Here is a 24,066-nt window from a genome sequence, read left to right on the forward strand (position 1 = left end):
CTCATGAACAACACACGGCTCGCCGACATCGCTGCTCAGGCCGGAGTGAGCGAGGCGACGGTGAGCCGTGTGCTCAACGGCAAGGCGGGGGTCTCCCCGGGCACCCGCCAGGCCGTGCTCACCGCCCTCGACCTGATGGGCTACGAGCGCCCCCAGCGGCTGCGCCAGCGCAGCAACGGCCTGATCGGCCTGGTGATCCCGGAGCTCGGCAACCCGATCTTCCCGGCGTTCGCCCAGGCGATGGAGAAGTCGCTGATCCAGCACGGCTACACGCCGATCCTGTGCACGCAGGAGCCCGGCGGCGCGCCCGAGGACGAGTTCACCGACATGCTGCTCGACCGGGGTGTGTCCGGCATCGTCTTCGTGTCCGGCCTGCACGCCGACACCACCGCGCGGATGGACCGCTACACCCGGCTCACCGACCGCGGTCTGCCGATCGTGTTCGTGGACGGCTACAACGAGGCCATCCCCGCACCGTTCATCTCGCCCGACGACCGGCTCGCCGCGCGCCTGGCCGTGCAGCATCTGGTGGACCTGGGGCACGAGCGCATCGGCCTCGCGCTGGGGCAGCGGCGTTTCGTCCCGGTCATCCGCAAGATCGAGGGCTTCCGCCAGGCGATGGCGCAGCTGCTCGGCCTGACCGAGGTCGACGATCTCATCCAGCACTCGCTGTTCTCCGTCGAGGGCGGGCAGGCCGCCGCCGCGGCGCTGCTCGACCGCGGCTGCACCGGCGTCTTCTGCGCCAGCGACCTCATGGCCCTCGGCGCGATCCGCGCCGCCCGCGAGCGGGGGCTGTCCGTGCCCGGGGACGTGTCGATCGTCGGGTTCGACGACTCGCCGCTGATGGCGTTCACCGACCCGCCGCTGACGACTGTGCGCAAGCCGATCGGCGCGATGGCGGCCGCGGCCGTCGAGACGCTGCTCGAGGAGATCGGCGGCACCCCGGCCAAGCACGTCGAGCTGGTCTACCAGCCCGAGCTCGTGGTGCGGGGCTCCACCAGCTCGGGCCCCCTGGTCAACCGCTGACTTCTCCCCACCCCCCGTGATCTCGCAGTTTGCCGCACGGAGGGCCGCTCACCCGCGCGTCCACCCTTCGTGATCATGCACCGAACCTCGTGGAGCCCGGCGTGACCTCGAACGACGCCTTTCCTGATCATGCACTCGACGTCCTCGTCGTCGGCGGCGCCGGCGTCGACACGACCGTTTACGTGCCGCGGCTGCCCCTGCCGTACGCCGACACCTACGCCGTGCCGCCCGTGGTGGACCGCATCGGCAACACCGGCGCGGGGGTCGCCCTCGGCTGCCACACCCTCGGCCTGCGCGTGAAGTTCGTCGACCTGATCGGCGACGACCCGCAGGGCGCGCTGATCCGCGACCACCTCGCCGCCCGCGGCGTGGACTTCTCGCACGCGGTGTCGGAGGCGGGCACCCGCCGCAGCGTCCTGCTGGTGGACTCCGGCGGCAGGCGGCTTTCGCTCTTCGACCCCCGGGTCGTCCCCGGCCAGCGGATGCCGCGCGACCTCTACCTGCCCGCCCTCCGGTCGGCCCGGCACGTCCACGTCTCGATCGTGGACTTCGCCCGGCACGTGTACGCCGACATCCCGGACGGCACGACGGTCTCGACCGACCTGCACGACTGGGACGGGGAGAACCCGCACCACGAGGACTTCGCCTACTCCTCCGACCTGGTCTTCCTGTCCGCGGTGAAGCTCGGCGGGCGGCGGGAGGAGGTCATGCGGTCGATCGCGGAGCGGGGCCGCGCGTCGGTGGTCGTGTGCACGGCCGGGGCCGAGGGCTGCCACCTGCTCGCCGTGCCGGAACAGGGGCGCGGCGAGATCCGGCACTTCCCGGCACAGCCGCTGCCCGGGCCGGTGGCCGACAGCAACGGCGCCGGCGACGCGTTCGTGTCCGGCTTCCTGTACGGCCGGCTGTCCGGACTGCCCCTGGAGGAGTGCGTACGGCTGGGCGCCGTGGCCGGGGCGCACGCGTGCACCAGCGAGGGCACGCACGAGGACCCGATCGGCCCAGACGCATTGCTGGGCACAGTGTCGTGAGACGGGGCACGGTGTCGTGAGACGGGGCACGGTGTCGTGAGACGGGGCACGGTGTCGTGAGACGACGCCGGGCCCGCCACCGCCGGTGAGCGGTCACGGGCCCGGCACCCATGGACGTGCCCGGGTCACGGGCACGAGCATGGCCACCGGCTCCGTCGAGGGAGGAAGGACGGGCCGGCGAGCTGGGGAAACTCAGGGAGCGCTCAGGGACACAGCGCGGGGGAGCGCTCAGGGACGCAGCGCCGCGGCCTCGGATGCGAGCTTCTCGATCCTGGCGAAGTCGCCCGCCGTCACCAGGCTGCGCGGTGTGAGCCAGCTTCCGCCGACGCAGCCGACGTTCGGCAGGGCGAGGTAGGCCGGGGCGTTCGACGGGGTGATCCCGCCCGTGGGGCAGAACCGCACGTCGGGCAGCGGCCCGCTCAGTGCCTTGAGGTACGTGACGCCCCCGGCGGGCTCGGCCGGGAAGAACTTCAGCTCGCGCACCCCGCGCTCGGCCAGTGTCATCGCCTCGGTGGCCGTGGCGACGCCGGGCAGGAACGGCACACCGGCCGCGAGCATGGCCGCGAGCAGGCCGGGCGTGGTGCCGGGGGAGACGAGGAAGCGGGCGCCGGCCTCCGTCGCGGCCTCCACGTCCTCCGGCGAGCGCACGGTGCCCGCGCCGACGACGGCCTCGGGCACCTCGGCGGCGATCCGCCGGATCGCGTCGAGGGCGACCGGGGTCCGCAACGTGACCTCGATGACCGGCAGGCCCCCGCCCACCAGGGCCCGGGCGAGGGGGACGGCGCTCTCGGCGTCGTCGAGGACGACCACCGGGACGACCGGCGCGAGGTCGAGAAGGTTGCTCATACACGCTCCACATGGGGAAATCGTTGGGCGAGCCAGGCGGCCGCGCCCGTAAGCGCCGGCTGTTCGGCGATGATCAGTGAGGTGGCGATCGCGGCGGCGTACTCCGACAGCGCCGGCGCGGTCGTCTCGAACCGGGCCCGGAACGCGCTGCCGGGGATCCGCGCGACCAGGCGGGGCAGTACGCCGCCGCCCAGATAGACCCCGCCCCGCGCGCCGAGGGTGAGCGCCACGCCGCCGGCGAAGCCGCCGAGCAGGGCGAGGAAGACCTCGACGGTCTCGACGCAGAGCGGGTCGTCCGAGGAGGTGATCTGGGCCGCCGTGATCTGGGCCGCCGTGATCGTCGCGGGCGCGACGCCGCGCGCGAGCGCGAGGCCGCGGTAAAGCCGCGGCAGCCCGGTGCCCGACAGCAGGTGCTCGGCGTCGACGTACGGCAGGCCGTCCGCGCGCAGCGCCCGGACGATCTCCATCTCCAACTCCGTGACGACGGGGACGGCGACGTGCCCGCCCTCGCCGGCCACAGGCTGCCAGCCCTCGCGCACGGGGACCAGCCCGGCCACTCCGAGCCCGGTGCCGGGTCCGAGCACGGCCTTCGTCAGGCCCGCCGTCGGCGGGGGGCCGCCGAGCGGCACGAGGTCGTCCCCCGCGAGGTGCGGCAGCGAGATCGCCAGCGCCTCGAAGTCGTTGAGCAGCACCGTGAGCGGGATGCCGAGTTCCTCCACGGATCCCGACCACCCCGCGTTCGTCAGCCGGTACCGGTCCCTGTCGACCGGACCGGCGATCGCCAGGCACGCGGCCCCCGGCCGAACTCCGCCCGCATAATCTGCGAGATAGGCGGCTACGGCATCGGCAAGGCCGAGATGCTGGGAAACGTCGAGTACGGCTACCGCATCCGGCTGCCCTCCGGGCCGCGTCACCAAACCGAACCTGGCGTTGGTTCCGCCGATGTCCGCGACCAGCCAGGGAAGGCTCACGCGGCACCTCCGAAGACGCTCGCCCCGCGCTCGGCGGGGCCGACCACGCGACGGAAGGAGGCGAACAGCTCGCGGCCGGTGCCGGTCCACTGCTCGTCGGTCAGCGGCGCGCCCTGGGGCGTACGCCCGGTGAGGTCGGCGAGCACGGTGAGCGTCCCGGCGGCCGAGTCGAGGCGGATCACGTCGCCGTCGCGCACCAGCGCGATCGGCCCGCCGTCGGCGGCCTCGGGGGACAGGTGAATCGCCGCGGGGACCTTCCCCGAGGCGCCGGACATGCGGCCGTCGGTGACGATGGCCACCTTCTGGCCGCGGTCGAGCAGGACGGCCAGCGGCGGCGTGAGCTTGTGCAGCTCGGGCATGCCGTTGGCCCGGGGGCCCTGGTAGCGGACGACCGCCACGAAGTCCTGCCCGTCGAGCTCGCCCCGCTCGAACGCCGCGAGCAGGTCGAGCTGGTCGTCGAACACCTTGGCCGGGGCCTCGATCACCAGGTGCTGGGGCTTGACGGCGGAGACCTTGCTCACCGCCCGGCCCAGGTTGCCCGACAGCATGTGGATGCCGCCGTCGGGGGAGAACGGCTCGGCGACCGGGCGCAGGACCTCGGTGTCGGTGCCGGGCTCGGTCCGCTCCTCCCACACCAGCGCGCCCTCCTTGAGCGCGGGCGCGGAGCGGTAGTGGCCGAGGCCGCGCCCGGCGACCGTGAGCACGTCCTCGTGGAGCAGCCCGGCGTCCAGCAGGTCGCCGATGAACACCGCCATGCCGCCCGCGGCCTGGAAGTGGTTCACGTCCGCCTGGCCGTTGGGGTACATGCGGGTGATCAGCGGCACGACCTTGGAGAGGGCCGCCATGTCGTCCCAGGTCAGCTCGATGCCGGCGGCCGCCGCCACGGCGACCAGGTGCATCGTGTGGTTGGTGGAGCCGCCGGAGGCGAGCAGCGAGACGACCGCGTTGACGATCGCCTTCTCGTCCACGACCTCGGCGACGGGCGTGTACTCCTCGCCGTGCGGGGTGATCTCGACCGCCCGCCGCGCCGTCGCCCGGGTCAGCGCGTGACGCAGCTCGGTGTGCGGGTTGACGAACGTCGCCCCGGGCAGGTGGAGGCCCATGACCTCCATGAGGAGCTGGTTGGAGTTGGCGGTGCCGTAGAACGTGCAGGTGCCGGGGGAGTGGTAGGACGCCGCCTCGGCGTCGAGCATCTCCAGGCGGCCGATCTTGCCCTCGGCGAAAGACTGCCGGGCCCTGGCCTTGACCTTGTTCGGCAGGCCCGAGGTCATCGGCCCGGCGGGCACGAACATCGCCGGCAGGTGCCCGAATCGTAAGGCGCCGATGAGCAGGCCTGGAACGATCTTGTCGCAGACCCCGAGCAGCAGGGCCGCGTCGAACATGTCGTGCGACAACGCGATCGCGGTGGCCATCGCGATCACATCGCGGCTGTAGAGCGACAGCTCCATGCCCGCCCGGCCCTGGGTGACGCCGTCGCACATCGCGGGCACGCCGCCCGCCACCTGCGCCACGCCGCCCGCGTCGCGGACCGCCCGCTTCAGCTCCGGCGGATAGGTCTCGTACGGCTGGTGCGCCGACAGCATGTCGTTGTACGACGTCACGATGGCCACGCCGGGCTTCGCCGTACCGCGCAGGTCGAGCTTGTCCTCGGTGGGCGCGGCCGCGAAGCCGTGGGCCAGGTTGGCGCAGCCGAGCCGCCCCCGGGCCGGCCCCCGCTCACGCAGTTCGGCCCCGGCGCGGCGCACCCGCTCCATGTAGGCCCCACGGCCGTCGCGGCTGCGCGTCACCACGCGCTCGGTGACCTCGGTGATAACGGGGTGCGTCACGGAAGGTCCTCCTCCTGCCGGTGCCGCCGCGAGGCGGGGTCGAACGCGCCCCGGGGGCGTCGTCCCGGGACGTGCGCCCGGCGGCACGTCCGGCCCCCGATCCGTTGATCGGGCACCAGGTGTCGATTGGGCACGGATGGGACAGTATCGGGAAGTTATGCGACTTATCAAGCCTAGTTTTGTAACTCGAAATGAATAAGTCGTTGAACTTAGGTGAGTTCCTGTGCTTCACTTACGCTCGATGTCACGTATAGCCACGACCGGCGAGGTCTTCCAGCTCATCCGGAGCGGGGAGGCGGTGACGCGTGCCGACATCGGCCGTGTGACGGGCCTGTCCCGGCCGGCCGTCGCGCACCGCGTCGCCGACCTGCTCCAGCGCGGGCTGATCGTGGAGGACGCCGAAGGGCCCTCCACCGGGGGCCGTCCGCCCGTGCGGCTGCGCTTCGCCGCCTCCGGGGGAGTCGTCCCGGTGGCCTCGCTCGGCGCCCGGCGCACCCAGATCGCGCTGTGCGACCTCGCGGGCGAGGTGCTGCACCGCACCGACCTGGACATCGACGTCGAGGAGGGGCCGGACGTCGTGCTGCCCCTGCTCATGGACACCTGGGAGAAGCTGCTCGACGGGCGGGACGACGTCGTCGGCATCGGGCTCGGTGTTCCGGCGACCGTGGAGTTCGCCGCCGGGCGGGTCGAGAGCGCCCGCGTGATGGCGAGCTGGACCGGCGTGGTGATCCCGCCGATCATCGCCGAGCGGTTCCGCGTGCCGGTGCTCGTGGACAACGACGTGAACGTCATCGCGATGGGCGAGCACCGCGTCGTCTACGCCTCCGAACTCGACGACCTGCTGTTCGTGAAGGTCTCCACCCGCATCGGCGCGGGCGTGATCTCCGGCGGCGGCATCCTGCGCGGCGCGCTCGGCGCGGCCGGGGAGATCGGGCACATCCCCGTGCGGGACGGCGGGGGCGTGCTGTGCCGCTGCGGCAACCTCGACTGCGTCGACTCGGTCGCCAGCGGCACCGCGATCCTGCGCGACCTGCGGGCCAAGGGCCGCGACGTGACGTCGCTCGCCGACGTGACCGCCCTGGTCCGGGCCGGCGACGCGGAGACCATGGCCGTGGTGCGGCAGGCCGGCCGCTGGCTGGGCGAGGTCATCTCCGGCGCGGTCAACCTGCTCAACCCCGCGGTCGTGGTCCTCGGCGGCGACGTCGCCGAGATGTTCCAGCCGCTGGTGTCCGGCGTGCGCGAGGTCGTCTACCGGCGCTCCACCCAGCTCGCCACCCGCAGCCTGCGCATCGAGCGCGGCCGACTCGGGCCCGGCGCGGGTATCACCGGCTGCGCCCTCATGGTCCTCGACCAGGTCCTGTCGGCCCGGGCCGTGGACGCCGCCGCCCGCTGATTTCAGGAAGCCGGGGCGGCGATCCGCACGGCCGGGCCCCACTCGCGGTAGGTCGTCGTGAAGGACGACGAGTTCAGTCCCCGCCGCGGCAGGGACGCCTTCCAGGTGAACACGAACCTGACCGGCAGGTCCTCCTGGTCGAGCGTCAGGATGTACGAGATGCGGGACCTGTCCAGGCCCTGCTCCGGGGGCAGCCAGCTCGCGAGGAAATCGCGCAGCACGTAACCGGCGTCCGCGACCTGGACGCCGCCCGAGTACGTCCTGCCGTCCTTCCCGGAGCGGTAGACCCTCGGGGTGGCGCCGACAAGGGTCAGGATCGTGGGGATCGAGCCGACGAGGATGAAGAGCGCGGCGCCCGCCGCAGCCGCGTCGTGCCGACCGGCGGCCTCTCCCTGCGGGTCGAGATCCAGCGGCAGCTTCTCGCCGTTCGGAAGGTGGACGTCGCGAGCGATGACGACGACGCGTTTCCACTCGTCCGCCGAATAGGCGATGCGCATGTCGTAGGAGTCGCCGTCGTACCGGTCTTCGGGATCATGGGTGAATCGGCCGGAGGCTCGCAGGTAGCTATCGCTCTCGGTGAACAGGCCCTCACAGGCGAACCTTGCGGAAGGAGTGGCCGTGACGGCGGCGTCGATCGCCGCCCCCAGCTCCGCCGGAGTCCCGGGAGCCGCGACCGGGGACGGCACGGACGCACGGGCCGGGGTCACCGGCGGCGAGGCGGCCCCGCCGGACGCGGAGCCCGGGGAGGCGGAGACGCTCACGGCGGGTCCGCCCGAAGCTGCGGCGAGGGAGGAGGAGCCGGAGGCCGTCGGCACGGGCGACGCCCCTGACCTCGACCCGAACGGCACGGCGCCGCCGGCTCCGGTCCCGCCGGGCAGGCGGGTGACCGCGATCCAGGTGCCCGCGAGGGCCGCGACCACCGCTCCCGCGCCGGCCAGCAGCGCCCGGCGGGGGAGCCGGTGCTCCCCGCCGCCCGTCGCCCCCGGCGCGAGGAGATCGGGGGCCTGTTCGATCGCCGCCTGCCGGCCCATCTGGAGCGCCGCGACGTCCCCGCCGGAGGACGGCACGTCGTCCAGGAGGCTCAGGAGGACCTCGCGGGCGGTCGGCCGTCGCGCCGGGTCCTTGTCCAGGCAGCGTGTCACCAGATCGCGCAGCCCGCCCGTCAGGTCACCGAGGGCGGGGTCGCCCTGCACGATGCGGTAGGCGATGGCCGCGGGCGTGTCCCGGCCGAACGGGGGCGACCCCGTGGCCGCGTACGTGATGGTGGAGCCCCAGGCGAACACGTCCGCCGGAGGCCCGATCCGGTCGCCGTGGAAGTGCTCGGGCGCCATATACGGCGGCGTACCGGCTGGGAGGCCGGTGGTGGTCGAGGCGTCGACCAGCCGGGCGATGCCGAAGTCGATGACACGTGGCCCGTCGGGGCCGACCAGCACGTTGCTCGGCTTGAAGTCGCGGTGCACCACCCCCGCTCCATGGACGGCAGCCAAGGCGGTGATGGTGCCGATGGCCAGGCGATGCAGCACCGCGCCCATGAGCGGCCCGCCGCTCTCGATCACCTGCTGGAGCGATGGGCCGTCGACGAACTCGCTCACGATGTAGGGCGGGTCGGCGTCCAGCCTGGCGTCGATGATCCGCGCCGTGCAGAACTCCGCCACCTGGCGTGCCGCGGCCAGTTCCCTGGCGAAGGACGTGGGAACGCCGATGGACGGCCGCACCCGCACGACCTTCACCGCCACCCTCTCCCCGGCCGGGGTTTCGCCGAGATACACCACGCCCTGGCCGCCTTCCCCCAGTCGGCCCACGAGGCGGTAGTCACCCAGCCGTTCGGGGTCTCCGGCACGTAACGGACTTTCGGCCATGCAGCCCCTCATCCATCGCGATCACGGCTCTGCGGGCCAGAGTAGCGAAAGCACCTGCCCCGTCCAGGTGTCGTGCCGAGGGCTCGTCGGGCCGGCTGCGGCCGGGGGATCCATCCGGCCGGAACGGAATTGTCCGACGGGGGCACTAGGCTCTTGTCGATCTTCCGTGGCCCCCCAGGAGTCCTTCGTGCGTGAACGTGTCCGCCGCCTGATCGAGTCGCGGCGGTTCCAGCAGGCGATCACCGTGGTGATCCTCTTCAACGCGGCCACGCTGGGCGTCGAGACCTCCGCCGCGGCGGTCGCCCGGTACGGCACGGAACTGCACGTCGCCGACCACGTCGCGCTGTACGTCTTCGTGGCGGAGATCCTGGCCAAGATCTACGTCTACCGGTGGCGGTTCCTGCGTGACCCCTGGAACGTCTTCGACCTGCTGATCATCGGCTTCTCGTTCCTGCCCACCGCGGGCGGCCTGTCGGTGCTGCGGGCCCTGCGCGTCCTGCGGGCGCTGCGGTTGATCTCGGTGGTGCCGTCGCTGCGCCGGGTGGTCTCCGCGCTGCTCACCGCCGTCCCCGGGATGACCTCGATCGTCGTCCTGCTCGGCCTCGTCCTGTACGTCGCCGCCGTCATGGGCACCAAGCTGTACGGCGCCGCCGCGCCCGACTACTTCGGCGACCTGCCCACGTCGCTGTACACGTTGTTCCAGGTCATGACGGGGGACGGCTGGTCGGAGATCAACCGTGAGCTGATGGAGACCCACCCCTCGTCGTGGATCTACTTCGTCGTGTTCGTGCTGGTCTGCACCTTCGTCGTGCTGAACCTCTTCATCGCGGTCGTGGTGAGCGCCATGGAGGAGGAGGCGAGGCAGGACAGCTCGACGCTCGCCGAGCTGTCGGCCCTGCGCGAGGAGATCAGGGGCCTGCGCGAGAGCCTGGGCGAACGGGTGCCCAGCTCGTGATCGCCACTTCCCGGGGGACCATCCCCGCGTGCGCGGGGAACCGGAGTAGGCGGTGACGTCCCCTCGGGTGGTGTGACAACCCACACCTGGCCGGGAGTCCGGCCCTCGGCCAGGTGCCGCCGGATCTCCGTCCGCATGGCCTCGGGCGGCTTCTACGGCGGCTTGGCGGCCGAGACGCCTCGGCGGCCGGGACAGCGCGATGAGCTCGCGGTCCGGCGCCCGGGGCGGGCCGCCCCGTCGTCGAGGCGGAGCACGGCATCGCCGAAGACCGCTCGGCGGTCTTTCACCGGGGCTTGACTCTCGCGACCGCCGGCTTGTTGATGTCGTGGAGTCCGGGCAGGCAGCGGGACGAATGCGGCAGGGGAAGCCGATCGAGCGGCCTCATTGGGAAAGTTGGATTTCTCGATGTAAGGCTATGCGTATAGCAGGGAGTCGGATATATATGGCTTGGGTCCTTTCGTTGGCCGGACCTTCCGACGATCTCCAGGGGTGAGAGATCGGCGTTACCGGGGGAAATATGGAAAGAGCTGTCCGACGTATGCCGAAGCAAGGATTTTCGGCCACGTCACGGGGTGTGAGCGGGATTCGGGGATATGCCGCGACGGCATGGAGTTAGAGGGCCTCTGACGGCCCATCGCGCCTGCTGAAGGCCATTACCAGGTAGTACGGCGGCGATCCGGGCGGGCGACGCGACTTCGGCTCATGGCGTGCGGTGGACACTCCCGTCGAGATCGGCGGGAGATGCGGCACGCTTGGCGACCTGATCTGCGAAAAGCGTTGCCTTGGTGAACCGTGCGCTGATCGCACCGTGCGCTTATCACACAGTAAACACTGTCAAGGGGTGTGTTTTGGTGTCCAATCCTTTCGACGATCCCGCTGGTCGGTTTTTTGTCGTGGTCAACGACGAAGGTCAGCACTCGCTCTGGCCGGCGTCCGGCAATGTGCCGGCTGGTTGGACGATTGTTCACGGGGCGGCCGACCGTTCTTCCTGCCTGGAATACATCAACGCCAACTGGACGGACATGCGGCCGCGCAGTCTGGTGGCGTACCTGGACCAGGTGGCTCCGCCTGGGCAGGAGGCGACTCGATGACCTCGGAAGCGAGCGCGGGCGCGACCGGCGTCGGGCAGGCCGGAGGGGACGAGAGGGCCGCCGCGGAGGCACGCCTGGAGTCCATGTCCGAGGCCAAGCGGCTGCTGTTCGAGAAGCGTCTCGTCCGGCGGCGTGCCGAGAACGACGACACCATCGTCCCCGTGCCGCGGACGGAGGCGCTCCCGCTCTCGTCCGCGCAGCGGCGCTTGTGGTTCATGGACCAGCTCAGCCCGGGCAGCGCGATGTTCAACGTGTCCGTGGCGCTCCGCTTCTCGGGGCCGCTGCGGCTCGACCTGCTGGCTCAGTCGGTACGGCGCCTCTTCCTCAGGCATGAGGCGCTGCGGACCGTCTTCACCGCGGCGGACGGCGAGCCGGTGCAGCGGATCCGGCCGGACGTCGAGGTGGACCTCACTCCCGTTCCGCTCCCCTGCGCGGGACCCGGCGACGCCGATCTCGAACCGGTCCTGCGGGAGGCGGCGGCGCGGCCGTTCTCGCTGGAGCGGGGGCCGCTGGCGCGCGCGCAGGTCTTCGGCCGCGATCCCGCCGACCACGTCCTTCTCCTGACCGTGCATCACAGCGTGTGCGACGGATGGTCGATGAGCGTCCTGGTCGACGAGCTGCTCGAGCTCTACTCCGCCGCTGTGGCGGGACGCGAGGCGAGCCTGAAGCCGCTCCCCCTCCAGTACGCCGACTACGCCGCCTGGGAGGCCCGTCCGGAGCGGGCGGCCGAACTGGCTGACGGGCTCGCATACTGGCGTCACAAGCTGGACGGCGCGATCCCGGTCATCGAGCTTCCGCTCGACCGTCCGCGCCCGTCCGCCCAGAGCTTCCGTGGCGCCCGCCACCGGTTCACCCTGCCCACGCGGATCTGGCCGGCGGTCAAGGAGCTCGCGCGCGAGGAGCGGGTGACCCCGTTCATGGTGCTGCTCGCCGGGTTCGCGGCGCTGCTGTCGCGCTACTCGGGACAGGGCGAGATCTCGGTGTCGACGCCGGTGGCCAACCGGCCGCGCGTCGAGCTGGAAACCATGGTCGGCTTCTTCGCGAACTCGATCGTGCTGCGGATCGACACCTCGGGCGCCCCGACCTTCCGCGAGCTGGCGCGCCGTGTGCGCGAGGTCGCGCAGGAAGGGATCGCGCACAGCGCCGTGCCGTTCGACGCGGTGGTGGAGGCGGTCGATCCGCCGCGCAGCCTGAGCCACGCGCCACTGGCGCAGGTGCTGTTCGCGTTGGTGGACAACCCGGGGCTGGACGTCACGGCGGGCGACCTGCGCGTCACGACCGTCGACCACCACACCGGAACGGCGAAGTACGACCTGTCGCTGGAGCTCTGGCCGGACGCCGACGGCGTGCTGCACGGTGTCCTCGAGTACGCCGCCGATCTGTTCGAACCGGCCACCGTCGCCGACACGGCCGCGCACCTCGGCACCCTGCTCGACAGCCTCACCCACGCCCCGGACGGCACCATCGCGGACGCCCGCCTGCTGTCCGATGAGGAACTGCGCGAGATCGTCGTCGACTGGAACCGCACCGACGACCCGCTCCTGGGCGAGACGTACGCGCACGAACTGTTCGAACGGCAGGCGCGACGCACGCCGGACGCGCCCGCGCTGGTGTCGGGGGACCGAACGCTCACGTTCGCGGAGCTGAGCCGACGCGCCGACCGGCTGACTGCACGCCTGCGCGGCGCGGGCGTCAAGCCGGAGACGCGGATCGGCCTGTTCCTCGAGCGCGACGTCGAGCTGGTGGTCGCGGTGCTTGCCGCGCTGAAGGCCGGCGGCACGTACGTGCCGCTCGACGTGAGCGACCCGGCCGAGCGCGTGGCGTTCATGCTGGCCGACGCCGACACCCAGATCGTGATCACCACCCGCGCCCGCCGGGAGTCGCTGCCGGAGACCGGCGCGCACGTGCTCCTGGCCGACGACGACCGGCCCGACCGGCCCGACCAGCCGGAGCAGCCGGTGCCGCAGGAGCACGCGGAGCAGGCCCAGGACCCCCGGCCGCACCCGGAGAGCGCGAGCTACATCATCTACACCTCCGGCTCGACGGGCAGGCCCAAGGGTGCCGTCGTCACGCACCGGGGCCTCACCAACTATCTCGCCTGGGCGCTGACCTTCTACCGCGTCGCCGACGGCGGCGGCGCGCCGCTCGTCTCGCCGCTGCGCTTCGACCTGTCCGTGACCACGCTGTTCTGCCCGCTGCTGGCCGGCCGCCCGGTGGTGCTCGTCCGCGAAGGCGAGGAACTGGACATGCTCGCCAAGTCGCTCGGCGCGGACCGGCTCGAATTCGGCCTGGTGAAGCTGACCCCGGCCCACCTGGAGGCGTTGGACAAGGCGCTTCCCCCGGCCACCGTCGAGGCGGAGGGTTACCTGGTCGCCGGCGGCGAGAGCCTGCACGGCAGCACCGTCGCCGCCTGGCGCGAGCGCGCGCCCGGGCTGCGCGTGGTCAACGAGTACGGTCCCACCGAGACCGTCGTCGGCTGCTGCGTCCACGAGGTGGACGAGCACACCGACCTGTCCGGGACCGTCCCCATCGGCCGGCCCATCGCCAACACCCGGTTGTACGTCCTCGACGCGAACCTGGCGCCTGTCCCACGCGGCGCGGTCGGAGAGCTGTACGTCGGCGGTGCCGGCGTGGCACGCGGCTACCGGAACCGGCCCGACCTGACCGCCGAGCGCTTCCTGCCCGACCCGTTCTCCACCACGCCGGGCGCCCGCCTCTACCGCACCGGTGACCTCGCCAGGATGCGCGCCGACGGCGAGCTGGAATGCCTCGGCCGCGTCGACACCCAGGTCAAGGTCCGCGGCTACCGCGTCGAACTGGAGGAGATCGAGGCCACGCTGACCCGGCTGGACGCGGTACGCGAAGCGGTCGTGCTGCTGCGGAAAGACCTGCCGGGCGAGGCCAGGCTGGTCGCGTACGTCACCACGACCGCGACCGGCACGCCGGGATTGGAAGCCGGCCTGCGTACGGAGCTGCGCCGCGACCTGCCCGACTACATGGTGCCGGACGTCTTCGTGGTCCTGGACGCGCTGCCCCTGGCCGCGAACGGCAAGGTCGACAGGACCGTGCTCCCTCGTCCGACGGCCGCGGGACCCGAAGCGGGCTCCGAGCCCGCGACCCCGATCGAACAGATCATCGCCGAGGTCTGGTCGGAGGTTCTCGGCGTGCCCTCGGTGAGCCGCGAGGCGAACTTCCTGGAGGCCGGCGGTCACTCGCTGCTGGCCGTGCAGGCCATGGCCCGCCTGCGCAAGGCGCTCGACCTCGACCTGCCGCTGACGGTGTTCCTGGAGGCGACGTCGCTGGCCGACCTCGCCACGCGCGTCGAGACGCTCGGCGGCAAGGCGCCGCGCGCCGGCCTCGTGCCGGCGCCGCGCACCTCGCCGGCGCCGCTGTCGTACGCCCAGGGGCGGCTCTACTTCCTGAACCGGCTCGCGCAGGACAGCTCCTTCTACAACGTTCCCATGGCGCTGCGGTTCGACGGCGAACTCCGGGCCGAGGCGCTCGGCCAGGCGTTCGCGGCGCTGTGGGCCAGGCACGAGGGACTGCGGACGTGCTTCCCGTCCTTGGACGGCGAGCCGGTGCAGGAGATCCTGCCCGCCGACGCGGTCCCGTACGAGGAGGTGGACCTCCGGTCCGCGCCGCGGGAGCGGCTCGACGCGCTCATGAACGAGGAGGCGCGCACGCCGTTCGACCTCGCCCGTGGCCCGCTCCTGCGGGGCAGGCTCGTCCGGTTGGGATCCGGCGCGCACGTGCTCCTGATGACGTTGCACCACACGGTCTCGGACGGCTGGTCGCTGGACATCCTGCTGAACGAGCTCATGGCGCTGTATCGGGCGTTCGCGAAGGGTGAGCCGTCACCGCTGGCGCCGCTGCCGTACACGTACCTGGACTACACGATGTGGCAGCGGTCCTGGCTGGCGGGCGCGGACCTGGAGGCGCAGCTCGGCTACTGGAAACGGCAACTCGCGGACGCGCCGATGCTCGAACTGCCCACCGACCGGCCGCGCCCGCCGGTGCAGAGCTTCCGCGGCGCCCGCCACGAGATCAGCTGGTCCGGTGGGCTGGCGCGCGCGATCGGCGAGCTGGCCAGGCGCGAGGGCGTCTCCCTGTTCATGGCGCTGCTGGCCGGATTCGACGTGCTCATGGCCCGCCTCAGCGGGCAGCGCGACATCACCGTCGGCACGCCCATCGCCAACCGCACGCTGACCGAGCTGGAGGGCATCGTCGGCTTCTTCGCCAACACGCTCGCGCTCCGCGTCGATCTGTCCGGCGACCCGACGTTCTCCGAGGTGCTGCGGCGCGTGCGCGAGGTGGCGTACGGCGCGTACGCCCACCAGGACGTGCCCTTCGAGATGGTGGTCGACGCGGTCGCGCCGGCGCGCAGCCTCAGCCACTCGCCGCTGTTCCAGGTGCGGTTCGCGCTGCAGAACGCGGTGGGCGGCCTGCCGGACCCGGGCGAGGGGCTGACGCTCACCGTCATCGACAACGAGCAGCGCACGGCCCGCTTCGACCTCGTCGTCGACCTGTGGGAGACCGAGGACGGCATCGAGGGGCACGCCGAGTACAGCACGGACCTCTTCGACGCCGGCACGATCGCCCGCCTGATGGCGCGGCTGGAGACGTTGTTCGAACGGCTCGTCCGCGACCCGGGGCAGCGCGTCTTCGAGGTGGACATCATGCTGCCGGGCGAGCGGGAGAGCCTGGCCGAGCTGAGCCGCGGCACGTACACGGGCGGGCAGGTCCACACGTTCGCGCAGCGCTTCGCCGAGCAGGCCGGATTCCGTCCCGAGGACCCGGCGGTGACCTGTGGTCCGGTGACCCTGTCGTACGGGGAGCTGCGCCGCCGCTCCGTCGCGGTGGCCGCTGCGCTGCGCGCCCGGGGCGTCGGACCGGAGTCCATGGTGGCCGTGTATTTCGAGCGCAGCGCCGACCTCGTGGTGGCGGTGCTGGGGGTCCTGGAGGCGGGGGCCGCGTACGTGCCGCTCGACCCCGCCTACCCGGCCGAACGCGTGGCGGCGGTCGTGGCGGACGCCCGCCCGGCGCTCGTGCTCACCTCACGCGCCCTGGCCGCCACCGCCCCTGCGGGTGAGCGGCTGTTGCTGGAGGACGCCGAGGCCGAAACCCACGCGGCCCGCCCGGCGGCGCCACTGCCCGAGCACCCGGCGTACGTCGTCTACACCTCCGGCACCAAGGGCCGGCCGAAGGGCGTGGTCGTGACCCAGGGCGGTCTGGCCGCCTACCTCGACGCCCTGCCGGCCGCGCTGCCGCTGCCCGGAGAGCCGGTGTTCCTGCACACCGCGTCGTTCGCGTTCTCCTCCTCGGTGCGGCAGCTGGCGGTGCCGCTCTCGCGCGGCGGCCGGGTGGTGATCGCCGGACGCGACCAGCTCGCCTCGCCCGAGACGCTGCTGGCGTACGCGGCCGAGCACGGCGTGAACGTCCTGGATCTCGTACCGTCCTACCTGCGCGTGGTCGAGCCGGCCCTCGCCCGCCTCGACGGGTGGCGGCCGAGCGTCGTCCTCACCGCGAGCGAGCCGCTGCTCTACGAGCTGCCCGAGGCGCTGCGTCGCCTGCCGGGCGAGCCGATACGCCTGGTCAACATGTATGGCCAGACCGAGACCACCGGCATCGTCGCCGCCGCCCCGATCGCGGCCGAGCGCGAAGGGCGGGGCGCCGTGGTGCCGCTCGGCCGGCCGATCCCAGGCACCAGGCTGCACGTGGTGGACGAGGCGCTGCGCCCGGTGCCCGTCGGGCACCCGGGTGAGATCGTCGTGGACGGCCCCGGCCTGGCCAGGGGCTATCTCGGCGACCCCGCGCTCACCGCGGAGCGGTTCGTCGCCAGCCCGTTCGGGCCGCCGGGCAGCCGCCTCTACCGTACGGGCGACCGCGGCAGGTTCCTGCCCAGCGGGAAGGTGGAGTTCCTCGGCCGTCTCGGCGACCAGGTGAAGATCCGCGGCCACCGGGTCGAGCCGGATGAGGTCGCGTCCGTGCTGGGAGCGCTGGACGGCGTCGCCGAGTGCGTCGTGCTCTGCCACGAGGACGCCCCCGACGAGCGGCGCCTGGTGGCGTACGTGGCCCTGCGTCCCGGCGGTGCGGCCACCGTGGAGCGCCTGCGCGCGACGCTCACGGACCAGCTGCCGGATTACATGATCCCGGCGCTGGTGCCGGTCGACGCGGTGCCGCGCCTGCCCAACGGCAAGGCCGACCGCGTGGCGCTGCGGGCGATGGAGGTGACCACCGCCGAGACCGAGGACGACGCGCCGCGCGGTGCGACCGAGGAGACGCTGGCCGCCATCTGGCAGGACGTGCTGCGGCTGCCCGCCGTGGGCCGGCGGGACGGGTTCTTCGCGCTCGGCGGCGACTCGCTGCACGTCATCCGGGTCGTGGACCGGGCCAGGAAGGCGGGCGTCGCGATCACGCCCGCGCAGCTCATCGCCAACCCCACCGTCGCCGATCTCGCCGCCGTGGCGGCACAGGCCGGCGGCACCGCCACGAAGGTGGAGACCGGCGGCACGGTGCCGCTGGTGCCCTCGCACCACGCGTTCCTGCGACGCGACTTCGCCGACAAGCACCTGTACACGCACATCTTCATCTTCGACACCCTCCGGCCGCTCGACCCGAAGCTCATGGAGCAGGCGGTGGCCCACGTAATCGCCCATCACGAGTCGCTGCGCATCGGCTTCCCGCGCGAAGGCGACGCCTACCGGGTGAAGATCCAGAACTCCTTTGACCGTACCCCGTTCACCAGCGTGGACCTGTCGGCGCTGGACCCGGCCGCCCAGGACGCCGCGTTCGCCAGGCTGGACAGGACGCTGCACCGCAAGCTCGACTACGCGGGCGGCCCTCTCCTGCATGTCGCGCTGGTGCGGTTCGGGGCCGGGCGGCCCGACCGGTTCGTCGCCATCGTCCACCACCAGCTCATGGACAACAGCTCCTGGGGCGTCCTGCTGGAGGACCTGCAGACGGCCTACCTGGCACTCGTCGACGGGGTCGAGCCGTGGCTTGAGCCGCCCACCTCGTCGTTCGCCGCGTGGGCGCGGAGCATGAACGAGCTCGCCCGCTCGGCCGACCTCGACGAGGACGTCGCGTACTGGACCGCGCTGGCCGAGCGGCCCGTCCCCAGGCTGCCGCTGGACCACGAGGGCGGGGACAACCTCATGTCCTCGGAGGAGACGGTCGTCGTCGGACTCGACGCGGACGACACGGCGGCCCTGCGCCGCACGCTGCCGCGCGAGTACGGGCTGACGCTCAACGACGGCCTGCTCGCGGCCATGCTGCGCGGCTACGCCGACTGGTCGGGGCAGCGCTCCATCCTGCTCGACCTGGTCGGCCGCGGCCGTGAGCTCGGCGGCGACGACCTCGACCTGTCGCGCGCCATCGGCCGTTTCTCCATGACCTCGCCCCGGCTACTCGACCTGCCGGAGGAGGAGGGGCCGCGAGCGCTCCTGAGATCGGTCGCGGCGCAGGTGCGCGCGGTGCCGCGCGGCGGGCTCGGCTTCGGCCTGCTGCGCTACCTCGGCACCCGCCCGGAGGTCGCGCGGCGGCTCGCGCCGCTGGGGCAGCCGGGCATCCTGCTGAGCAACTGGGGCGAGTTCGAGGGGCCGGCGGAGGAGTCGCCGCTGCTCGGCCCGCCCGTCGAGGACGGCTGGGAGCCGCCGCGCATCGCCCGGATGTACGCGCTCACTGTCCACGGCCGCATCTCCGGCGGCAAGCTCACGCTCACCTTCCGCTTCAGCGCGAGCCTGCACGACCGCGAGCGCGTCGAGCGCCTCGCGGGCCTGGTCGAGAACGCCCTGCGATCGTTTGCGAGGACCCATGGATGACGTGAAAGAGTCGTGTCTATTCCCTGAGCGCGACCGGGTGGCGCTGTACGAGGCCACCACGCCGGGCGTCGACCCGGTGGCGTGGGCGCAAGAGCACGCCGACCGCCTCAACGAGCGGCTGACCAGCGCGGGCGCGTGCCTCCTGCGCGGGTTCGACGTGCCGGACGCCTCGGTGTTCTCCCGCTTCGTACGAGTCTTCGGCGAAGAGATGGCCGAGTACACCTACCGCTCGACGCCGCGCAGCAAGGTCGGCGACGTCTACACCTCGACCGAGTACCCGGCGACCGAGATCATCCCGCTGCACAACGAGATGAGCTACACCACCTCCTGGCCGCAGCGCATCTGGTTCTACTCCGCGGTGGCGGCCCCAGTGGGCGGTGAGACGCCGCTCGCCGACAGCCACGCCGTCTACCAGCGCATCCCCGCCGACGTACGGGAACGGTTCGAGCGGTACGGCGTGCGCTACGTACGCAACTACCGCCCCGGTCTCGGCGTCTCGTGGAAGGAGACGTTCACCGGCATGGACCGCGCGGGCGTGGAGCGGTTCTGCGACGAGCGCGGCATCGCCTACGAGTGGTTGGACGACGGCATGCTGCGCACCTCCGAGACGTGCCAGGCCGTCACCGAGCACCCGGTCACGGGCAAGACCGTCTGGATGAACCAGGCGCACCTCTTCCACGTCTCCAACCTGAACCAGGCGACCCGCGAGGCGCTGCTCGAACTCATGGCGGAGGAGGACCTGCCGCGCAACGCCTACCTCGGGGACGGCAGCCGGATCGAGGAGGCCGATCTGAAGGCGATCCGCGACGCCTACGACGCCGAGGCCCTGGCCTTCCCCTGGCAGGAGGGCGACCTGCTCATGGTCGACAACCTCGCCATGGCCCACGGGCGCAACCGCTTCGAGGGCCCGCGTGAGCTCCTGGTCGCCATGACCGGCTCGGTCGGTGGCCGGCCGGCGTCGTGGGGACGGAAATGATCAGCCGGCACCCCGACAAGATCGCATTCCTGGAGCGGCACGGCGCCGACGCGCTGGCGCACTCGGGAGAGAACCTGCTCGCCCACCTCCAGGGCGTGCACGCCCTGCTGCGGAGCTGGGGCGCCCGGGACGCGCTGTGCGACGCGGGACTGTTCCACTCGGTGTACGGCACCGAGATCTTCCCGACCGGTGCCGTACCGCCCGAGCTCAGGCCCGCGGTACGCGAGCTCATCGGCGAGGAGGCGGAGACGCTGGTCCACCTTTTCGGCACCGTCACGCGTACCAGCCTGTTCGACGCCGCCTACGACGGCGCCCCGTTCCTGCTGGAGACGCGTACCGGCGAGCAGGTCGGCGTAATCGACGCGCAGTATTCCGACCTCGCGGCCCTCACCGTGGCCAACTGGCTGGAGCAGCGGCCCCGTTTTCCCGAGTCGAGCAGGTACAGCCGCGAGCGGGAGTTCGACGCGATGCGCCGCTACCTGCCCGATGCCGCCCGTCACGCGCTCGAGCGGGCCTACGGATTCGCCCCGCTGAGTGACGCCCCCCCTTCCCCGCACACGACCTGAGACGAGAAGACGTGGCGCAAACCGAGACACCGATCCGCCCGAACGGCGAAGGACAGGCGGGCATCATCTCGCGGATCTTCATCCACTGGCCCTCCTCCCTGGTGGAGATCGGGACGAAACGTCCGTTGCAACTGTCCGACAGCCTGGTGCCCCCGCCCTACGACGACCTCGGGCGCGTCGTGCCCGCCTTCGAGGAGGCGTACGCCGCCCGGCGGACGCGACCGGGCGCGTTACGCGCGGCGCTGTACGACACGTACCGGCGGCGGTTCTGGTTCGCGGCGCTGATCTTCCTCGCCTACCAGGGCTTCGCCACGGTCGGGCCGCTGATCGTGCGCGAGCTCATCGATTGGTTCGAGGGGACCGAGCCGGGCGTGCTGGCCATGGGCCTGCTCATAGCCGCGGGCCTGGGCCTGTTCCACGTGGTGGAGTCGGTGGCGCACAAGCACCAGTGGTCCGAGGCGTGGAAGACGGCCCAGTCGGTCACCGCGCTCCTGCGGACCCAGGTGCTGCGCAAGTACCTGCGGATGGACCGCGGCGCGCGGCTCGCGCACCCGACCGGCGAGGTGATCACCCTTGCCTCGTCGGACGCGCAGCGCGTCGGCCAGCTCGGGTTCGTGCACATGGCGTGGGCGGTGCCCTTCGGGATCGCCGGCTCGTGCGTGATCCTCTGCTTCCTGGTGGGCTGGGCCGGGCTGGTGGGTATCGCGGTCCTCATCGCCGGGCTCGCCCTGTCGAACGTGGCCAACACGCGCGTCTACGCGCTGGTGCCGAAGATCCGGGCGGCCAACGGCGTACGGATCGGGCTGGTGAGCGAGTTCGTCGCGGCCATGCGGACGCTGCGCGCGCACGGCTGGGAGGACGTGGCCGAGCAGGCGGTCACCCGGGAGCGCTCGGTGCTCAACGAGCTCCTGGTCCGCCGCCAGAAGCGGCTGGCCACGCTCTACCTGGTGAGCTCGGCGACACCCGTGCTGATGGTCACGCTGACGCTGGTCACGTACGCCGCCTTCGGCAACACGTTGCGGGCGGCGGACGTGTTCTCCGCCATCGCCGTCCTCACCGTGCTGCGTTCGCAGCTGCCCGAGCTCGTCCGCTACCTCGACATGCGCAACGAGTGGCGGGTCGCGCTCGGCAAGATCGGCACGTTCCTCGACGCGCCGGACGCCGGCGACGGGGACACCGGACAGGACGCCGAGCACCTCCCCAGCGGTGCCGTCACGGTGTCGAACGCCTCATTCGCCTGGCCCGGGGCCGAGGAGTCGGCGCCCTGCCTGCGCGAGGTCGACCTGGAGATCGCGCCGGGCGAGTTCGTCTGCGTGCTCGGCCGAGTCGGCAGCGGCAAGTCCGCGCTGCTCGGCGCCCTCGCCGGCACCTTGCGTACGGTCTCCGGCGCCACGCGGGTGCCGGGCAGCATCGTGTACGTCCCGCAGAAGCCGTGGATCATGCAGGCCACGATCGCGGAGAACATCCGCTGCTTCGCTCCCGACGACCCGGCCAGGTACGCCGCCGTGATCCGCGCCGCCGCGCTCGGCGACGACCTGGCGGCCTTGCCCGCGCGGGACGCGACCGTGATCGGCGAGCGCGGCTGGAACCTGTCCGGCGGGCAGCGTCAGCGCGTCGCGCTCGCCCGCGGCGCGTACGAGGACGCCGACGTCTACCTCGTCGACGACCCGGCCAGCGCGGTGGACGACGCCGTCGCCGTCACCATCGTGGACGAGCTGTTGTCCGGCGTGCTGGCCGGCCGGACCAGGATCGTGGCCACCCACCGCTTGGACTACGCCCGCCGCGCCGACCGGGTGATCGTCTTGGAGGACGGGCGCGTGGCCGCCGTCGGCACATTCGACGAGATCGCCGCCCGCCTGCCGGAACTGCTGCCCGCCATCGCCGCCACCCCCTCCGCCGCCGCGGACGCCGAGCCGGAGGCGGAGGACTACGAGGAAGCGGTCGAGGAGGCCGACGCCCCGGTCCTGCCGTCCCGCACCGGGAAGATCGTGGGCAACACCTACCGCGGCTACCTGCGTGTGCTGACCCCGGGCGTGCTGCTCGTGGCGCTGGTCGCGCTGGCGGTCCTGGGGCAGGGAGTGCTGGCCGGCTCCTCGTTCTGGCTCGGCCTGTGGACCGAGCGCCCGGGACAGAGCACGCTGCTGTACGCGGGCGTCTTCGCCGTCCTCGGCCTGATGGCGCTGACGCTGGACCGCAGTTTGTTCTCCTTCGCCTTCTCCCGCGGCGTGAAGGCCGGCATGACGCTGCATCGGTCGATGCTGGGCCGCGTCCTGCGCGCGCCGCTGTCGTTCTTCGACAGGAACCCGTCGGGTCGCGTCCTGACCCGCTTCTCCGCCGACATGGAGACCATCGACCTCGAACTGCCCGGCTACACGCTGGACACGCTCGGGGTGGCCGTGGGCCTGGCCGTCCCCTGGATCGCGCTGGCCACCACGAGCCCGCCGGCACTGATCTTCGCTCCGTTCGCGATCGCGCTCTACCTGCGGTGGCAGCGCCGTACGCGGTCGAGCACGGTGGAGGCGTCCCGGTTGGCACGGCAGGCCAAGGAGCCGGTGCTGTCGATGCTCTCCGAGGTGGTCGAGGGCGTCACCTCGATCGAGGGCCGGTCGGCCCGCGTACGCGGCTACGACGAGGCGTTCCTGGCGCGCGTACGGACCGCGCAGCACGCCGACTACACGGTCAACTCGCTGTCGCGCCACTTCAACCTGCGGCTCGACCTGCTGGGCGCGGCGATCCTGTTCGGCTACGCCGTGCTGCTCGTCGTCCAGGGCGGCATCGGCGCGGGCTTCGCCGGCGTCGGGCTCAGCCTCGTGTACGCGCTGACCGGCACGCTCGCCATGGCCCTGCTCACCGTGCGGACCATGGACCTCGCGCTCACGAGCTTCGAACGCGTCCACGACTACACGCTTCTGCCGATCGAACCCGCGGACGGCCGGCCGGCTCCCGAAGGCTGGCCCTCGGCGGGCGAGGTCCGCTTCGAGGACGTCACCCTGCGCTACGCGGAAGGCGCGCCGCCCGCGCTGGACGGCGTCACCTTCGACGTCCCCGCCGGGGAGAAGGCCGGCATCGCGGGCCGGACGGGCGCCGGCAAGTCGAGCCTGTTCGCCGCGCTGCTGCGCTTCACCGAGCCGGAGTCGGGCCGCGTCCTGATCGACGGCGTGGACGTGTCGGCCCTCAGGCTGCGCGACCTGCGCACCAAGATCGCGGTGATCCCGCAGGAGCCGGTGCTGATGCCCGGCACGCTGCGGGACAACCTCGACCCGTTCGGCGCGTTTCCCGACGAGGAGATCGCCGGTGTGCTGGACAAGGTCGGCCTGAGCGGCAGGCTGCAGGCGCTGCCGGGCGGGCTCGGGCACGAGGCGGGCACCGGCGGCGCCGAGCTGAGCGCCGGTGAGCGCCAGCTGTTCTGCCTGGCCCGGGCGCTGCTCCACCGCGCGAAGGTCGTGCTCATCGACGAGGCGACCTCGAACCTGGACGCGGAGACCGACGCGCGCATTCAGCGCGCGCTCAAGACCGAACTCGAAGGAGCGACCGTGCTCATGATCGCGCACCGGCGCGGCACGCTCACGGACGCCGACCGCGTCGTCATGCTCGACGGCGGCCGGGTCGCGCGCGTGGTGACCGACGAGCGCCCGGGCTCGCTGGCCGACGCACTGAGGACGCCATGAGCGAGGACGCGTTCCCCACGTCCGCAGAGCCGTCCGCGCCG

General features: G+C 72.3%; 13 protein-coding genes. 9 read left to right on the top strand and 4 right to left on the bottom strand.

The annotated features are described in order from the left end of the window. The first annotated feature begins 3 nt into the window (after positions 1–3). Together HHX41_RS09515 and HHX41_RS09520 are read left to right on the top strand one after the other, a co-directional pair. Complete coding sequence (locus HHX41_RS09515) at positions 4–1,026, top strand: LacI family DNA-binding transcriptional regulator (protein ID WP_182905599.1); 1,023 nt, start codon at positions 4–6, stop codon at positions 1,024–1,026. Positions 1,027–1,127: 101 nt separating this feature from the next. Further along, positions 1,128–2,054 (top strand): PfkB family carbohydrate kinase, encoded by a 927-nt coding sequence (locus tag HHX41_RS09520; RefSeq protein WP_182905600.1) that lies wholly within the window; start codon positions 1,128–1,130, stop codon positions 2,052–2,054. Between the two features lie 228 nt (positions 2,055–2,282). Here HHX41_RS09520 and eda read toward each other — a convergent pair whose 3' ends face one another. From eda to edd, 3 genes are read right to left on the bottom strand one after another with little or no spacing between them, the layout of a single operon-like run. Continuing rightward, a complete protein-coding gene (eda, locus tag HHX41_RS09525) occupies positions 2,283–2,900 on the bottom strand; it encodes a bifunctional 4-hydroxy-2-oxoglutarate aldolase/2-dehydro-3-deoxy-phosphogluconate aldolase (protein WP_182905601.1) in 618 nt (205 codons plus the stop codon). Further along, complete coding sequence (locus tag HHX41_RS09530) at positions 2,897–3,871, bottom strand: glucokinase (protein WP_182905602.1); 975 nt, start codon at positions 3,869–3,871, stop codon at positions 2,897–2,899. The genes eda and HHX41_RS09530 overlap by 4 nt, the downstream gene beginning before the upstream one ends. After that, the gene (gene edd / locus HHX41_RS09535; RefSeq protein WP_182905604.1) at positions 3,868–5,697 is read right to left on the bottom strand and encodes a phosphogluconate dehydratase; all 1,830 of its coding nucleotides are present in this window, start codon (positions 5,695–5,697) and stop codon (positions 3,868–3,870) included. The genes HHX41_RS09530 and edd overlap by 4 nt, the downstream gene beginning before the upstream one ends. Before the next feature lie 241 nt (positions 5,698–5,938). Here edd and HHX41_RS09540 point away from each other — a divergent pair, with 241 nt between their 5' ends. Further along, positions 5,939–7,090 (top strand): ROK family protein, encoded by a 1,152-nt coding sequence (locus tag HHX41_RS09540; protein WP_169982415.1) that lies wholly within the window; start codon positions 5,939–5,941, stop codon positions 7,088–7,090. A gap of 2 nt (positions 7,091–7,092) precedes the next feature. Here the strand turns inward: HHX41_RS09540 and HHX41_RS09545 are convergent, their stop codons facing one another. Further along, complete coding sequence (locus HHX41_RS09545; RefSeq protein ID WP_182905606.1) at positions 7,093–8,949, bottom strand: serine/threonine-protein kinase; 1,857 nt, start codon at positions 8,947–8,949, stop codon at positions 7,093–7,095. Between the two features lie 187 nt (positions 8,950–9,136). Here HHX41_RS09545 and HHX41_RS09550 point away from each other — a divergent pair, with 187 nt between their 5' ends. The 6 genes from HHX41_RS09550 to HHX41_RS09575 all read left to right on the top strand — a co-directional run bounded on the left by HHX41_RS09550 (position 9,137) and on the right by HHX41_RS09575 (position 24,025). Beyond that, positions 9,137–9,904, top strand: coding sequence for an ion transporter (locus HHX41_RS09550; protein WP_310741879.1), 768 nt, complete (start codon positions 9,137–9,139; stop codon positions 9,902–9,904). 851 nt (positions 9,905–10,755) lie between these two features. Continuing rightward, complete coding sequence (locus HHX41_RS09555; protein ID WP_310741898.1) at positions 10,756–10,995, top strand: MbtH family protein; 240 nt, start codon at positions 10,756–10,758, stop codon at positions 10,993–10,995. After that, positions 10,992–18,815 (top strand): non-ribosomal peptide synthetase, encoded by a 7,824-nt coding sequence (locus HHX41_RS09560; protein ID WP_182905608.1) that lies wholly within the window; start codon positions 10,992–10,994, stop codon positions 18,813–18,815. The genes HHX41_RS09555 and HHX41_RS09560 overlap by 4 nt, the downstream gene beginning before the upstream one ends. Further along, complete coding sequence (locus HHX41_RS09565; protein ID WP_182905609.1) at positions 18,808–19,791, top strand: TauD/TfdA family dioxygenase; 984 nt, start codon at positions 18,808–18,810, stop codon at positions 19,789–19,791. Before HHX41_RS09560 ends, HHX41_RS09565 begins: the two co-directional genes overlap by 8 nt. Further along, positions 19,788–20,357, top strand: coding sequence for a DUF6817 domain-containing protein (locus HHX41_RS09570; protein ID WP_182905610.1), 570 nt, complete (start codon positions 19,788–19,790; stop codon positions 20,355–20,357). The genes HHX41_RS09565 and HHX41_RS09570 overlap by 4 nt, the downstream gene beginning before the upstream one ends. A gap of 11 nt (positions 20,358–20,368) precedes the next feature. After that, positions 20,369–24,025, top strand: a complete 3,657-nt coding sequence (locus HHX41_RS09575; RefSeq protein ID WP_182905611.1) for an ATP-binding cassette domain-containing protein — start codon at positions 20,369–20,371, stop codon at positions 24,023–24,025. The last annotated feature ends 41 nt before the right edge of the window (positions 24,026–24,066 follow it).

The sequence above is a fragment of the Microbispora sp. H13382 genome (assembly GCF_014161445.1).
In the GTDB taxonomy this organism is placed as follows: Bacteria; Actinomycetota; Actinomycetes; order Streptosporangiales; family Streptosporangiaceae; genus Microbispora.

Bases quoted from the DNA above. Each gene is read 5' to 3' on its own strand.
- HHX41_RS09515 (WP_182905599.1), top strand. From the start codon at position 4: ATGAACAACACACGGCTCGCCGACATCGCTGCTCAGGCCGGAGTGAGC.
- eda (WP_182905601.1), bottom strand. From the start codon at position 2,900: ATGAGCAACCTTCTCGACCTCGCGCCGGTCGTCCCGGTGGTCGTCCTC.
- HHX41_RS09540 (WP_169982415.1), top strand. From the start codon at position 5,939: ATGTCACGTATAGCCACGACCGGCGAGGTCTTCCAGCTCATCCGGAGC.
- HHX41_RS09545 (WP_182905606.1), bottom strand. From the start codon at position 8,949: ATGGCCGAAAGTCCGTTACGTGCCGGAGACCCCGAACGGCTGGGTGAC.
- HHX41_RS09560 (WP_182905608.1), top strand. From the start codon at position 10,992: ATGACCTCGGAAGCGAGCGCGGGCGCGACCGGCGTCGGGCAGGCCGGA.
- HHX41_RS09565 (WP_182905609.1), top strand. From the start codon at position 18,808: ATGGATGACGTGAAAGAGTCGTGTCTATTCCCTGAGCGCGACCGGGTG.
- HHX41_RS09570 (WP_182905610.1), top strand. From the start codon at position 19,788: ATGATCAGCCGGCACCCCGACAAGATCGCATTCCTGGAGCGGCACGGC.